Genomic DNA, 14130 nt, shown 5'->3' with positions numbered 1-14130 from the left:
CCGAAAATCGTTCAGTGGGCGACGGTGGGGGTCGGGACGGGGTCGGGGTCGCGCACCGGGACGACGCCCGCCTCCGCGGCTCGGGTGATCGACGCGGTCAGCGCCGCGCATCCTTTCCGGGGAGCGCCGGGGCGCCCCGGTCCGGCGCTGCCGATCTCGCGGCACCGGGCGCGGGCCGCGTCGTCCCACTGAACGGAAGTGTGTTCCCAGCTGTTCTTCCGGACCAGGACGCTCGCGCCGCACTCAGTGCACTGCAGCGGTTGCATCGGCTTCACGCGCCTTTCGTGCGAGGTTCTCTTCGACTTCCCGCTTCCACGACTCCACGGGGCTGGTGGTGTCGAGTTCGAACTCGAACCGCTCGGTCATCTGCGGGGTCACCGCGTCGACGTCGACGTAGAACTGCTCGTACCAGCGTCGCAGCTGGTAGACCGGGCCGTCCTCCTCGCACAGGAGCGGATTCTCGATGCGGGTCTTGTTCTTCCAGATCTCGATGTCCTGCTCGAAACCCTTCGCGATGAACGTGCCGAAATTCTTCGCCATCTCGGTGGCCGCGTCACCTTCGAGTTCCTTCGACTTCTTGACGATGATGCCGTACTGCAGCACGAACTTGTCGGCACTGACGGGGTAGTGGCAGTTGATCAGCACGGAGTCGACGTCGTGTGTCTCGTAGCGGTACGTCAGGTCGTCGACCATGAACGACGGACCGAAATACGTCGCATCCGAGCGGCTTCCGAGCATGCGGGGCTGACCCGACGCGTGCGGGCGCATGTCGTCGCGGGCCTGGCCGCGCATGAACTGGCTGGCGACGTGGCCCTCGAAGACGTTCTTGAAGTAGGTGGGGAACGAGTAGTGCACGTAGAAGAAGTGCGCCATGTCGACGATGTTGTCGACCACCTCGCGGCAGTGGGTGTCGACCGTGGTCCGGTACCAGACCCAGTCCGTCCACTCGTCGTCGAGCGCGCCGTCGATGCGGGGAATCGCGACGTCCGCGGGCGGCGGATTGCCCTCCGGATCGTTCCACACGAACAGCATCCCGTCCTGGTCGAGTGCGTGCCACGACCGGGTCCGGGCGAGCGGCGGAACCCGGCGCGCGTACGGAATCTTCTTGCACCGGCCGTCGCTTCCCCACCGCCAGTCGTGGAACGGGCACGCCACCTCGTCGCCCTTGACCGTGCCCTGGCTGAGGTCGCCGCCCATGTGCCGGCAGTAGCCGTCGAGCACGGCGAGATCACCCGCACCGTCGGTGAAGACGACGAGCTTGGTCCCGAACGCTTCGACGGAATGGGGCTTGCCGTCCCGGAATGCCTCGGACAATCCGATGCAGTGCCATCCACGGGCGAATCGGGTGGGCGCTGCGCCCGCGTCGATTTCGCGTACCTCGACTGTCTCGGACTGTTGGGTGGTCACGATGCGTCCCGTCCTCTCCTGGGCTTGTGCGGTGCCCTGCACGCTAAGTCAGCGTGGACGGCGCGCATCGCGTGGTCTCACTGGACGGGACCGGGCTGTGGGGAGGTGTTTCCCGTTGAGCGAGACGCACATCCACGCGTGGGTGTGATCGCCCTACCCTCCGACAGATGACGAACGAGGTCCTGAGATCGGTCCGCGGCCTGCTGCCGATGATCGCGGAACGCGCGGACAAGGTCGACGAGTCGCGGCGGGTGTCCGAACAGGTGATCCGTGAGCTCGGCGACGCCGGATTGTTCAAGATGCTGCAGCCCAAGCGGTACGGCGGCACGGAAGGCGATCCGGTGCACTTCTACGAAGTGGTGCGCGCAGTGTCCGGTGTGTGCGGTTCGACGGGCTGGCTGGCGTCCGTGCTCGGGGTGCACCCGTGGCACCTGGCGCTGTTCGACGACCGGGCGCAGCGGGACGTGTGGGGCCACGACGATTCGGTGCTCGTGTCGTCCGCCTACGCACCCGTCGGGCGGCTCGTTCCGGTCGAGGGCGGTTACCGGCTGACGGGGGACTGGCATTTCTCCTCGGGCTGCGAGCACGCGTCGTGGGCGCTGCTCGGCGCGATGGTGGTCGGGACTGCGGGCCGCCCGGTCGATTTCATGACCGCGCTGGTGCCGCGGTCGGACTACCGCATCCACGACGTGTGGGACGTGGTGGGGATGCGCGGCACGGCCAGCAACGAGATCAGTGCCGAGGACGTGTTCGTTCCCGACTACCGGATCAAGAGGAACTACGAGACGGCGCAACTGCGCGGACCCGGACAGAAGGTGAACCGGGGACCGCTGTACCGGCTGCCGTTCGCCACGCTCTTCACGACCGCCGTCGCGGCGCCCGGGGTCGGCATCGTCGCGGGGTGCTACGAACGCTATCTGACGTTCATGCGGGAACGCGTGCGGCTCAGCCTCGGTGGCGGAAGATTCGTCGACGACCAGTTCGCCCAGGTCGCGGTGGCCCGGGCGTCGTCCGAGATCGACGCCGCGATACTGCAGATGGATCGCAACGTGCGTGAACTGTGGGAACTGGCCGAGGCCGGGGAGGAACTCCCCATGGGTCTGCGCCTGCGGGTGCGCCGCGATCAGGTTCGCGCGACCGAGCGAGCCCTCGACGCGATCGACCTGCTGTTCAAGACGGCCGGCGGGAGTTCGCTGTCGCGCGGCAACGCGATCGAACGGTCGTGGCGCGACGCCCACGCGGGCAGCGTGCACGTGGCCAACGAGCCCGAACGCGCCCTCGCCCTGTTCGGCAGGGGCGCGTTCGGGCTCCCGGTGGAGGATAACCTCGTGTAGTCAGCTCCGCATGTGCTGAACTGCCCGGTAGGAGAAGACCATCGCGGTGCCGAGCGGCACTCCGGGACCGGGATAGAACCGGCCGCTGAGCGATGCGCTGGTGTTGCCCGCCGCATACAGTCCGTCGATGGGCGTGCCGTCGGCGCGCAGGACGCGGGCGTCGGCGTCGGTCCGGACCCCGCCCTTGGTGCCGAGATCGCTGAGCACGATGCGGGCCGCGTGGAACGGGCCCTGCGACACCGGGCTCAGTGCCGGGTTCGGGGGCGCGTCCGCACCCGTGCCCGGAGGGCAGAAGAAGTTGTCGTACGGGTCCTCTCCCCGGTGGAAGGCCTCGTCGACGCCGTGCTTGGCGAAGTCGTTGAACTGTTCGACGGTGCGGCGCAGAGCGTCTGCGGGGACGCCGATCTTCTCCGCGAGTTCCTCGATCGTGTCGGCCGAGACCCAGGTTCCGGCCGCGTGATGCTTCTCTGCGGAGATGTTCGGAATGGAGATGGCAGGCAACACGGGCCCGCCCTCCTTCGAGTCGAACACGAGATACGAACTGCGGCTTCCGTGCTCGATCATCGCTCGACCGAACTGGTCGTACGGCAGCGACTCGTTGAGGTACCGCTCTCCGGACGCGTCGACGAGAATGCCGCCGCGCACGCCCACCATGAAAGCGCCGGAGCCGTCCGGAAGTTCGACCCCGGGGCACCACCACGCCTCGTCGAGGAGTGCGGTGTCGGCACCGATCTCCACCGCCGCCCGCAGGAGGTCGCCGGTGTTCGCGCCGCGCGGGCCCATGCTCCAGTCCGCCTTGCCCGGCGTTCGGTTCTCGGTGCGCAGGGCCGCGTTGCCCTCGATCCCGCCTGCCGCGAGCAGCACGCCGCGGGCCGCCCGGATCCGGACGGTCTCACCGGCGGCGTTCGTCGCCTCGACGCCGACGACCCGGCCGTCCTCGACGATCAGCGAGCGCGCGGCGGTCTCGGTGCGCATTTCCGCGTGCCCGGTGCCGTGCAGAGCCATGAGAAGGCGGCCGATCAGGGCGCGGCCACCGTTCAGCGTTCCCTCCGGATGCGGTTTCCCGGCCCGGTCGACGTCGGCCTCGGGCCGGATGACCTCGCGCAGGTCCCCGACCTCGTCGCCCGGCAGGTCGAGCGGGTTGATCGCGCGACCGTAGTCCATCCGGCCGGGGGCCTTGTAGTAGTCGGGGAACGCGCGCCACTCGAACTCGATGTGGGGATCGCGTTCGAGAAGGTCGACGACCTCGGGCGCGGTGGCGACGTACGCCTCCTGACGGTCGATCTCCTCGTCGCCCACCACTTCGCGCAAGTACGTGCGCGCCTTGTCCGTGGAGTCGCCGATGCCGGCGCGCTCCTGCACGGCGGTGCCCGGCAGCCACACCGCGGCGCCGGAGTACGCGGACGTGCCGCCGAACAGTGGGGTCTTCTCGAGGACGAGGGTGTGCAAACCCTGCGAAGCGGCCGTGTAGGCGCCGGTCAGCGCGCCGCCCCCCGAACCGACCACCAGCACGTCGCACTCGGTTGTCCAGTCCTGCATCGTCGTTTCCTCCGTTGATGGTCTGTGGAGACTGGCGGTCCAGTCGTGGGGTTCACGCAATCGCATCCGGGCGACCTGCGGCACGTGCGGTCCCACTCACCGGACGGAATTCGATGCTTTCCCGATCCAATGCGAGAATCGACACCGGATCCGGGGCTGTGTGCGGAGTGAAGGGGGATCGAGGGTGCCGAGAATCGCCGAAGTGCGGGACGCTGCCGAACCGAGTTCGGAGGAACAGCGGGCACGCCACGTCCGCATGCTCGAAGCCGCGATCGAACTGGCCACCGAGAAGGAACTCGCCCGAGTCCAGATGCACGAGGTGGCCAAACGCGCCGGCGTCGCGATCGGGACGCTGTACCGGTATTTTCCGTCGAAGACGCATCTGTTCGTCGCGGTGATGGTCGACCAGATCGACCGGATGGGTGTCGGGTTCAAGAAGAGCGCGCCCCCCGGCGAATCGCCGCAGGATGCGGTGTACAACGTTCTCGTCCGCGCCACCCGCGGCCTGCTGCGGCGGCCCGCACTGTCCACCGCGATGATCCAGTCCACGAGCACCGCCAACGTCGCGTCCGTGCCGGACGCGGGGAAGGTCGACCGGGCATTCCGGCAGATCATGCTGGACGCCGCCGGGATCGAACATCCGACGGAGGAAGACCTCACGGCGCTGCGCCTGCTGGTGCAGTTGTGGTTCGGCGTCATCCAGTCCTGCCTCAACGGCCGGGTCTCGATTCCCGATGCCGAGTCCGACATCCGTAGGGCGTGTGACCTGCTGCTGGTCAACCTGTCGCATCGCTGACAGCCCGCCGGCGTGGGGCGGCCTCGCCGAAGAGATCGAAGTGAAATTCATTCCTGGCCTCTGAGCTGCGCGGAGAACTATTTCGCACGGCAAAGGGCATTGATGTCTCCTCAAAAATAGAATACATTTCAAAAATGAGCCGCGGACGCGTCCGCGAGCCAGAAGAACCCAAGGAGCGGAACATGGGCAACGCCGTCATCGTCGACGCGGCACGGACACCGATCGGGCGCCGGCGCGGGGCACTGTCCGGACTACACCCCGCCGCACTGCTCGGCGCCGCACAGCGGGGTGTCCTCGAACGTGCCGGTGTCGCCCCGGCGGACATCGGGCAGATCGTCGGCGGATGCGTCACCCAGGCCGGTGAGCAGTCCAACAACGTGACCCGGCAGGCATGGCTGCACGCGGGACTGCCGTACGCGACGGCGGCCACGTCGCTCGACTGCGCCTGCGGATCGTCCCAGCAGGCCGTGCACGTCGTGGCGGGTCTCATCGCGTCCGGCCAGATCTCCGCCGGAATCGGATGCGGTGTCGAGGCGATGAGCCGGGTGTTCCTCGGCCAGGCCGTCACACCGGAGACCGGCAACCCGTACCCCGACGACTGGTCGATCGACATGGGCGACCAGTTCACGTCCGCCCAGCGCATCGCCGAACTGCGCGGACTCGGGCGCGGCGACGTCGACGCGTTCGGCCTCGAGTCGCAACGACGCGCCGCCCAGGCCTGGGCGGACGGACGGTTCGACCGCGAGATCGTTCCCGTCACCGCTCCCGTCGTGGACAAGTCCGGCACACCCACCGGTGAACTCGCGGTGGTCACCCGGGACGGGGGACTGCGCGAGACGACGGCGGAGGCCCTGTCGGCCCTGAAGCCCGTGATCGACGGCCACGTCCACACCGCGGGCAACTCGTCCCAGATCAGCGACGGCGCCGCCGCCGTCCTGCTCATGGACGGCGGCCGTGCCCGCGAACTCGGATTGCGGCCGCGCGCGAGGATCGTCGCGTCCGGCATGGTCGGCTCCGACCCGTACTACCACCTCGACGGTCCGATCGAGTCGACGCGCATGGTCCTCGAACGCGCCGGAATGTCCTTGGGCGACATCGATCTCGTCGAGATCAACGAGGCGTTCGCGTCCGTCGTGCTGTCGTGGGCGCAGGTGCACGGGGCCGACATGTCGAAGGTGAACGTCAACGGCGGCGCCATCGCACTCGGACATCCGGTGGGCTCCACCGGGGCCCGGCTGATCACGACCGCCCTGCACGAACTGGAGCGCTCCGACACCTCCACCGCGCTGGTCACGATGTGCGCCGGTGGCGCGCTGTCCACCGCAACCATCATCGAACGCATCTGACCCCGAACGATCGACGAGGCCGACATGACAATGGGATTGACCGAAGAAGAGCGCGACTTGCGCGACTCGGTGCGGGGCTGGGCCACGCGGACCGTGACCCCGGCCGTGCTCCGGGAGGCCGTCGAGGCCAAGACCGAGCAACGACCGCTGTTCTGGAAGTCGTTGGCGGACCTGGGTGTACTGGGACTCCACCTGCCCGAGGACGTGGGCGGGGCGGGGTGCGGGCTGGTGGAACTGGCAGTGGTCACCGAGGAACTGGGCCGGGTCCTGCTGCCCGGTCCCTTCCTCCCGACCGTGCTGCTCGGTGCCGTCCTGCACGAGTCCGGGCGCACGGGTGAGCTCTCCGGGCTGGCCGACGGTTCGACCCTCGGCGCGGTGGCCCTGCAGCCGGGTTCGCTGCGTCTCGTCCGGGACGGCGGAGTGGTGACGCTGGAAGGTGAGTCCGGGTACGTCCTCGGCGGGCAGGTGGGCGACCTGTTCCTGCTCGCGGCAACGGATGGCGACGAGACCGTCTTCGTGGTGGTCGCCCGCGACCGGCTCGACGTCACCGACCTACCCAGCCACGACGTGGTGCGTCGCAACGCGACCGCGGCGGCGAACGGATTGTCGATCGCCGAAGCCGATGTGCTACAGATCGATTCGCAACGCGTCCTCGATCTGGCGGCCACCTTGTTCGCCGCCGAGGCGTCGGGTGTCGCCGACTGGGCCGTGGCCACCGCCGCCGACTACGCCAAGGTGCGCCACCAGTTCGGCCGCCCGATCGGCCAGTTCCAGGGGGTGAAGCACCGGGTGGCCCGCATGCTCAGCGTCGCGGAGCAGGCCCGCGTGTGCGCGTGGGACGCGGCCCGTGCGATGAATCCCGGAAGCAGTGCCAGGGCCGCGACGGCTGCGCCCCGCTGCAGTGGGGCGGAGGCGTCACTCGCGGCCGCGGTCGCCGGGGCCACCGCACTCGACGCTGCGTTCTCCGTCACCAAGGACTGCATCCAGGTGCTCGGCGGCATCGGCTACACCTGGGAACACGACGCCCACCTGTACCTGCGCCGAGCGCAATCGCTGCGGATCCTGCTCGGGTCCACCGCATCGTGGCGGCGGCGCGTTGCCCGCGCGACCCTGGGCGGCGCCCGCCGGGTGCTCGGCATCGACCTACCTCCGGACGCCGAGAGCATCCGCGCCGACGTTCTCGCGGAACTCGCGCCCGCCGCCGCGATGGGCGAGGCGGAACGCAGGACGTACCTGGCCGAGAAGGGCTACACCGCACCGCACCTGCCCGCACCGTGGGGCAGGGGAGCAGGCGCCGTGGAACAACTCGTGATCGCGGAGGAACTGCGCGCGGCCGCGCTGAAGCCCCACGACATGATCATCGGCAACTGGGTGGTGCCCACGCTCATCGCGCACGGCAGCGAAGAACTGTTGCAGCGCTTCGTGCCCCCCTCATTGCGCGGCGACCTCGTCTGGTGCCAGCTGTTCTCCGAACCCGGCGCCGGATCGGACCTCGCCGGCCTGACCACCAGGGCCACCAAGGTGGACGGCGGCTGGATGCTGCAGGGGCAGAAGGTGTGGACGTCGATGGCCCGGGACGCGGACTGGGGCATCTGCCTCGCCCGCACGGACGGCTCGGTGCCCAAACACAAGGGACTGTCGTACTTCCTGATCGACATGTCGGGCAGCAACGGTCTCGACATCCGGCCGCTGCGCGAGATCACCGGCGAGGCCCTGTTCAACGAGGTGTTCTTCGACAACGTGTTCGTCCCGGACGAACTCCTGGTGGGCGAACCGGGCGACGGCTGGAAGCTCGCCCGGACGACCCTCGCCAACGAGCGGGTGTCGCTGTCGCACGACTCCTCCCTGGGCTCCGGCGGCGAGGCTCTGCTGACCCTGGCAGGCGAACTGCCCGGCGGCATCGACGACGAACAGCTGACCGTACTCGGCAAGGTCCTCTGCGACGCACAGTCAGGCGGCCTGATGGGGCTGCGCACCACCCTGCGATCGATCGCGGGCGGCCAACCGGGCGCCGAGTCGTCGGTCGCGAAACTGCTCGGTGTCGAACACATCCAGCAGGTGTGGGAGGTGGCGATGGACTGGGCCGGACCGCGCGCCCTGCTCGGCGACCAGCCCCGCACGTCCGGCACGCAGATGTTCCTGAACTCGCAGTGCATGTCGATCGCGGGCGGCACCACCAACGTCCAGCTCAACATCATCGGCGAACGACTGCTGGGTCTGCCCCGCGACCCCGAACCCGGAAAGGAAGCGTGACCTGGCATGGCGATCGACGTGGAGGCCGCGCTGACCGTGGAACCGTCCATACGCGACGTGTCGTGGACCGAGCGCGACGTGATTCTCTACCACCTCGGCCTCGGTGCCGGCGAGAACGCACAGGACCCCGGGGAACTGCGCTGGGTGTACGAAAAGGACTTGCAGGTGCTGCCGACGTTCGCGCTCGTCGCGGGGCAGGGGATCTCGGCCGGCGACGCACCGGCTGCCGGGCTGAGCCTGCCCGGCATCGACATCGACCTGCGCAAGATCCTTCACGGCGGACAGTCGCTCACCGTGCACGCGCCGATTCCTCCGTCGGGTGAGGCCCGGGTGTCCTCACGGGTGACCGACGTGTGGGACAAGGGCAAGGCTGCCGTCATCGTGCTCCAACAGACGGCCACCGACTCGGGCGGGAACCCGCTGTGGACCACGGGGATGCAGATCTGGGCCCGCGATGAGGGCGGGTTCGGCGGCTCCCCGGGACCCGAGTCGGTGGCCACGGTGCCGGACCGCGAACCCGACAAGGTGCTGGTGTCGCGCACCGGGACGGCGCAGGCCCTGCTCTACCGGCTCAGCGGCGACCTCAACCCGCTGCACGCGGACCCCGAATTCGCGGCCGCGGCCGGGTTCGAAAGGCCGATCCTGCACGGGCTCGCGTCGTACGGTGTGGTGTGCAAGGCCGTCGTCGACGGAATGCTGGACGGCGATCCCACGCGACTGCGCCACTACGCGGTGCGGTTCGCGGGCTCGCTGTACCCGGGCGAGACCGTCGAGACCGCGGTCTGGCACGACGGCGACCGGCTGACCCTGCGCGCGACGTGCCCCGACCGTGACGGGCAACCGGTGCTGACCCAGGCGACGATGGAGGTGAGCGGATGAGCGTCGGTACGCACCCCACGTTCGAGAACAGCCCGTCGGGAACGGTGCTGACGTCACCGCCCGACGGTTCCGCCGTCGACCGGGCGACCGAGGCCGCCCGGCGCGTGGTCGACGCGCTGCTGCGGACCGATCGCGGCAACGCCAACCTCGACCGCGTCGCGGAAGAGCTGAACAGCATCGCCGGGCACCTCGAGGAACACGCGCCCGCCGTCGCCGAGCGGCTGATCGACATGTGGAACGGGGAGGGCGTCACCCGGCACGATCCCGTCACCGGACCCGAGAACGCGCTTGCACCGCCCGTGGTCCTCGAGGGGCTGTCCGACGGATCGGTCCGGGGCACCGTCACACTGACCATCCCGTACCAGGGGCCGCCCGGGCACGTCCACGGCGGCGTGTCCGCGCTCCTGCTCGACCACGTCCTCGGCGTCGCCAACGCCTGGGGTGGAAAAGCCGGCATGACAGCACAGTTGAGCACCCGCTACCACCGCCCGACGCCGCTGTTCGAACCACTCACCCTGACCGGGAAGCTGATGTCGGTCGACGGCCGCAAGATCACCACCGTCGGTGACATCCGGACCGCGGACGGCCAGGTGTGCGTCTCGGTCGAGGGACTGTTCGTCGACAAGACCGTGCCCCGCCCACGATGACCCCGATCAGGAGCAGACAATGACGTCACCCGGCCGTTTCGAGAACAAGGTCGTCTTCGTCACCGGCGCGGCGCGCGGGCAGGGCCGCGCCGAGGCCGTCCGGTTCGCGTCCGAGGGCGCCGACGTCATCGCGATCGATGCCTGCACCGAATTCGCGTCCACCGCCTATCCCGGCGCCACCCGGGACGACCTGGCCGAGACGGTCCGGCTCGTCGAATCCACCGGCCGGCGGATCGTCTCCGCCACCGCGGACGTGCGCGACTTCGACGGACTCTCGCGCGCCCTCGCCGACGGCATCGAGCAGTTGGGCCGCCTCGACGTCGTGATCGCGAACGCGGGCATCTGTTCGGGGGCGTTGTCGTGGGAGATCACCGCCGAGCAGTGGCAGGAGACGGTCGACGTCAACCTCACGGGAACGTTCCACACCGCGAAGGCGGCGGTTCCGTATCTGATCGAACAGGGTGAGGGCGGCGCCGTCGTCTTCACGAGTTCGGTGTCCGGACTGAAGGGCACGCCGTTCACCGGGCACTACGTCGCCACCAAGCACGGCATCACCGGGCTCGCCAAGACGATGGCGAACGAACTCGGGGAGCACCGCATCCGCGTCAACACGGTGCACCCGGCGGGCGTGGACACCGGCATGAAGGTGCGCGACCTGCACCCGCTCATCGCCCGGTACGCGTCGACGCTCGGCTCCATCTACCAGAACTCACTGCCCTACCGCATCACCCAGCCGGAGGACGTCGCCGCCGTCGTCGCCTGGGTGTGTTCCGACGAGGCGAAATACATCACCGGGGCGCAGATTCCCGTCGACCTCGGCAACCTCATTCGCTGAGGTTCGCCGTCTGTGTTCGCCGAAAGTCACAGTGGTGCAGTTCGCCTGCACCACTGTGACATTCGGCGCTCAGCTGCCGGTGTCAGACGGTGATGTCCCGGCGGACCATCTTGCCGGTCGCGTTGCGGGGCAACAGGTCCGTGGTGATCCGCCAGCGGGTCGGGACCTTGAAATACGACAGGCGATCCGCGGCGTACTCGCGCAGTTCCGACTCGGTGGCCGCGGCCCCCGGTCGCAACACCACGACAGCCGCCACCTCCTGACCCAGATCCTCGTGGGGCGACCCGATCACCGCGCACTCGAGCACATCGGGGTGTTCGTCGAGGCACTGCTCGATCTCGGTGGGATACACGTTCTCCCCGCCGCGCAGTATCAGATCCGAGCGACGTCCGGTCAGCCGCAGGCGACCGTTCTCGACGAGTCCGTAGTCGCCGGTCCGGAGCCATCGGCCCGGGGCGATCGCCGCAGCGGTGGCGGCCTCGTCCTCCCAGTAGCCGAGCATCACGAACGGGCTGCGCACACACACTTCACCCTCCACGCCGTCGGGCAGCCACTCCCCGTACGGGTCGCGGATCTCCATGCTCACCGTGATGATCGGACGTCCCAGAGTCCCCGGGAACTGCTCGAGTTCGGGGGCGGTGGCGACGGCGATCGCGGTACTGCACTCGGTGAGTCCGTAACTGTCCACGAGGGCGTTCCGCGCGAACGGCACCTTCTCGCGCAGGCGTTCCTTGAACGCGACCGACGACGGTGCGGACGCCAGCGAGAACGACGTGAGCGACGACAGGTCGTACTTGTCGAGGTCGTCGTGCTCGACCAGGCGGGACGCCATCGTGGGCACCGCTCCCCAATTGGTGACCCGTTCCCGCTCGACGAGTCGGAGCACGGCGTCCACGTCGAATCCACCCTGGTGCATGACGACCGCACCGCCCGTCGCGAGCCGCGGAACCACCAGATTGTGCAGGCTCGCGATGTGGAACAGGGGAGAGGTCAGGAGGTAGCGAAGCGGACTCGGCACCGCCGGATCGACAGGGCGTCCACTGAACTCGCCGACCACGGCATCGCTGAACCGGTGGTAGTCGACGACGGCCAGAATGTTGCGCTGAGAGTGCAACGCTCCCTTGGGTCTGCCGCTCGTGCCGCTGGTGTAGAGGATGGCGGCGGGATCGTCCTCGTCGACGTCGGTGTGCGGCATCGGGAACCCTGCGTACCGCGCGAAGAGCGCGGGCAGATCCTCCTCCATCGTGAGGACCGGAAGGTCGGTGCCGACCGCCGCGAGCGTCTCGGCGCGCTTCGCGTCGGCGACCACCACAGTGGGGCGACTGTGCGTCAGTCCGTACTCGACCTCCCGCGGAACCCACCAGCCGTTCAACCCGACGGTGATGGCGCCGAGCACCTGCGTGGCCCAGAACGCGACCACCCACTCGGGGGTGTTCGCGGCCAGGATCGCCACCCGGTCACCCTTCCGGACGCCGTAGTCCTCGCGCAGCGCCGTGGCGAGGGCCGCGACCGCGGCGGCGTGCTCGGTGTAGGACATGCGGCAGTCGGCGGTCACGAGGTAGTCGCGGTCGCCCCACCGGAGCGACGTGGTGAGGAGTTCGCCCACCGACCGCCCACGGTTCTTCATCACCGGCATCCGGGTACCGAGCACCGGCTCCTCGACGAGTTCGAACCGGCCACCGGGTCCGGTGAGACGGGACATCACCTGATCCAGGTGCAACTGTGGATCTGTAGGGGCAGTCATCGGGGCGACCTTTCGTCCTCGGGCACTCGTACCGACACAAGATGGCACGCCGTGACGGGCGCCCGGACGTGGTTACCACTCAGCGAGACTGCCGCGATCCGCGACATCCCAGCGCCGTTACGTTCGACAGCGAATCGCAGCTGGAGGAACTCATATGACGATAGATCTCGACCCGCCCACAGTGAAGGTCGATCCGCTCGCCCCGGCCACACTCGGGCCGATCACCCTGCGCAATCGTGTGATCAAGGCAGCGACGTACGAGGGCCTGACCCCGAAGGGGCTGGTCACCGACGAGCTCATCGAATTCCATCGGCAGCCCGCCGCCGGAGGCGTGGGCATGACGACCGTCGCGTACTGCGCGGTCGCCGCGGACGGTCGCACGTCGCCCGGCCAGATCCAATGGACCGACGAGACGATGCCGGGTCTGCGAAAGCTGACCGACGCCATCCACGCGGAGGGTGCCGCAGTGTCGGCGCAGATCGGCCACGCGGGACCGGTCGCGGCCGCGAAGTACATCGGATCCCCGGCGTTGGGCCCGTCCCGCGCGTTCCGGATGACGACCCAGAACTTCTCCAAGCCGGCCTCTACGGCAGACATCGCCCGGATCGTCGAGGCACACGCCCACGCGGCTCGCCGCGCGGTGGAGGCGGGGTTCGACGCCGTGGAGATCCATTTCGGCCACAACTACCTGATCAGCTCGTTTCTCAGCCCGAAGGTCAACAAGCGCACGGACGAGTACGGCGGATCCCTGGCGAACCGCGCCCGGTTCGCGCTCGAGACCGCCCGCGCCGTCCGCGACGCGGTGGGGGACAGGATCGCGATCCTCGCCAAGCTGAACATGGACGACGGTGTGCCCGGGGGCTTCTGGGTGGACGAGGCCATCCAGGTGGCGCGGTGGCTCGAACGGGACGGTTCGCTGGACGCGCTCGAGCTCACCGCGGGCAGTTCGCTGCTGAATCCGATGTACCTGTTCAAGGGCGACGCGCCGCTCCGTGAGTTCGCCGCCGTCATGCCGCAGCCGACGAAACTGGGAATCCGGTTGGTCGGCAAGCACTTCCTGAAGGAATACCCCTACCGCGACGCCTACCTCCTCGAGGACGCCCGCCAGATCAGGGCCGCCGTGACGATGCCGCTCGTCCTGCTCGGCGGCATCACCGGCAAGGCGACCATGGACCTGGCGATGGCGGAAGGCTTTCAGTTCGTGGCCGTCGCACGGGCACTCCTGCGGGAACCCGACCTCGTCAACCGGATCACGGACGAAACCCACAACCCCGGTCTGTGCGTTCACTGCAACAAGTGCATGACGGCGATCTACGGTGGCACCCACTGCGTGCTCCGCATGCCGTGAGC

General features: G+C 68.8%; 12 protein-coding genes. 8 read left to right on the top strand and 4 right to left on the bottom strand.

What is annotated here, in order from left to right; genetic code table 11:
- Window positions 1-11 precede the first annotated feature (11 nt).
- Window positions 12-266 (bottom strand): hypothetical protein, encoded by a 255-nt coding sequence (locus QM693_RS12365; protein WP_283352471.1) that lies wholly within the window; start codon window positions 264-266, stop codon window positions 12-14.
- Complete coding sequence (locus tag QM693_RS12360) at window positions 244-1407, bottom strand: 3-ketosteroid-9-alpha-monooxygenase, oxygenase component (RefSeq protein ID WP_283352470.1); 1164 nt, start codon at window positions 1405-1407, stop codon at window positions 244-246. The genes QM693_RS12365 and QM693_RS12360 overlap by 23 nt, the downstream gene beginning before the upstream one ends.
- Before the next feature lie 167 nt (window positions 1408-1574).
- Here QM693_RS12360 and hsaA point away from each other — a divergent pair, with 167 nt between their 5' ends.
- Complete coding sequence (hsaA, locus tag QM693_RS12355) at window positions 1575-2741, top strand: 3-hydroxy-9,10-secoandrosta-1,3,5(10)-triene-9,17-dione monooxygenase oxygenase subunit (RefSeq protein ID WP_283352469.1); 1167 nt, start codon at window positions 1575-1577, stop codon at window positions 2739-2741.
- Here hsaA and QM693_RS12350 read toward each other — a convergent pair whose 3' ends face one another.
- The gene (locus QM693_RS12350; protein ID WP_283352468.1) at window positions 2742-4280 is read right to left on the bottom strand and encodes an FAD-dependent oxidoreductase; all 1539 of its coding nucleotides are present in this window, start codon (window positions 4278-4280) and stop codon (window positions 2742-2744) included. It abuts the gene before it with no gap.
- Between the two features lie 184 nt (window positions 4281-4464).
- Here QM693_RS12350 and QM693_RS12345 point away from each other — a divergent pair, with 184 nt between their 5' ends.
- From QM693_RS12345 to QM693_RS12320, 6 genes are all read left to right on the top strand, one after another.
- Window positions 4465-5076, top strand: a complete 612-nt coding sequence (locus tag QM693_RS12345; protein ID WP_011597920.1) for a TetR/AcrR family transcriptional regulator — start codon at window positions 4465-4467, stop codon at window positions 5074-5076.
- Window positions 5077-5258: 182 nt separating this feature from the next.
- Entirely contained in the window at window positions 5259-6422 is a 1164-nt protein-coding gene (locus tag QM693_RS12340; protein ID WP_283331383.1) for a steroid 3-ketoacyl-CoA thiolase, read from the top strand.
- A gap of 24 nt (window positions 6423-6446) precedes the next feature.
- The gene (locus QM693_RS12335; RefSeq protein ID WP_283352467.1) at window positions 6447-8675 is read left to right on the top strand and encodes an acyl-CoA dehydrogenase family protein; all 2229 of its coding nucleotides are present in this window, start codon (window positions 6447-6449) and stop codon (window positions 8673-8675) included.
- A gap of 6 nt (window positions 8676-8681) precedes the next feature.
- Window positions 8682-9554 (top strand): MaoC/PaaZ C-terminal domain-containing protein, encoded by an 873-nt coding sequence (locus QM693_RS12330; RefSeq protein ID WP_283352466.1) that lies wholly within the window; start codon window positions 8682-8684, stop codon window positions 9552-9554.
- Entirely contained in the window at window positions 9551-10201 is a 651-nt protein-coding gene (locus QM693_RS12325; protein ID WP_283352465.1) for a PaaI family thioesterase, read from the top strand. The genes QM693_RS12330 and QM693_RS12325 overlap by 4 nt, the downstream gene beginning before the upstream one ends.
- Window positions 10202-10220: 19 nt before the next feature.
- Window positions 10221-11036 carry a mycofactocin-coupled SDR family oxidoreductase gene (locus QM693_RS12320; RefSeq protein WP_283331379.1) on the top strand — a complete coding sequence of 272 codons (816 nt, stop codon included), beginning with the start codon at window positions 10221-10223 and terminating at the stop codon, window positions 11034-11036.
- A gap of 82 nt (window positions 11037-11118) precedes the next feature.
- Here QM693_RS12320 and casG read toward each other — a convergent pair whose 3' ends face one another.
- On the bottom strand, window positions 11119-12780 hold the full coding sequence (gene casG, locus QM693_RS12315) for a steroid-24-oyl-CoA synthetase (protein WP_283352464.1): 1662 nt from the start codon (window positions 12778-12780) through the stop codon (window positions 11119-11121).
- Window positions 12781-12934: 154 nt separating this feature from the next.
- On the opposite strand from casG, the gene QM693_RS12310 reads away from it, so the two are divergent.
- Window positions 12935-14128, top strand: coding sequence for an NADH:flavin oxidoreductase (locus tag QM693_RS12310; RefSeq protein ID WP_283352463.1), 1194 nt, complete (start codon window positions 12935-12937; stop codon window positions 14126-14128).
- Window positions 14129-14130: the final 2 nt, after the last annotated feature.

The sequence above is a fragment of the Rhodococcus sp. IEGM 1305 genome, from assembly GCF_030058635.1.
Taxonomy (GTDB): domain Bacteria; phylum Actinomycetota; class Actinomycetes; order Mycobacteriales; family Mycobacteriaceae; genus Rhodococcus_F; species Rhodococcus_F opacus_D.
This window is presented reverse-complemented; position numbering and strand designations above follow the sequence as displayed.

Bases quoted from the DNA above. Each gene is read 5' to 3' on its own strand.
- QM693_RS12350 (WP_283352468.1), bottom strand. From the start codon at position 4,280: ATGCAGGACTGGACAACCGAGTGCGACGTGCTGGTGGTCGGTTCGGGG.
- casG (WP_283352464.1), bottom strand. From the start codon at position 12,780: ATGACTGCCCCTACAGATCCACAGTTGCACCTGGATCAGGTGATGTCC.
- QM693_RS12320 (WP_283331379.1), top strand. From the start codon at position 10,221: ATGACGTCACCCGGCCGTTTCGAGAACAAGGTCGTCTTCGTCACCGGC.
- QM693_RS12310 (WP_283352463.1), top strand. From the start codon at position 12,935: ATGACGATAGATCTCGACCCGCCCACAGTGAAGGTCGATCCGCTCGCC.
- QM693_RS12330 (WP_283352466.1), top strand. From the start codon at position 8,682: ATGGCGATCGACGTGGAGGCCGCGCTGACCGTGGAACCGTCCATACGC.
- hsaA (WP_283352469.1), top strand. From the start codon at position 1,575: ATGACGAACGAGGTCCTGAGATCGGTCCGCGGCCTGCTGCCGATGATC.
- QM693_RS12325 (WP_283352465.1), top strand. From the start codon at position 9,551: ATGAGCGTCGGTACGCACCCCACGTTCGAGAACAGCCCGTCGGGAACG.
- QM693_RS12340 (WP_283331383.1), top strand. From the start codon at position 5,259: ATGGGCAACGCCGTCATCGTCGACGCGGCACGGACACCGATCGGGCGC.
- QM693_RS12335 (WP_283352467.1), top strand. From the start codon at position 6,447: ATGACAATGGGATTGACCGAAGAAGAGCGCGACTTGCGCGACTCGGTG.
- QM693_RS12365 (WP_283352471.1), bottom strand. From the start codon at position 266: ATGCAACCGCTGCAGTGCACTGAGTGCGGCGCGAGCGTCCTGGTCCGG.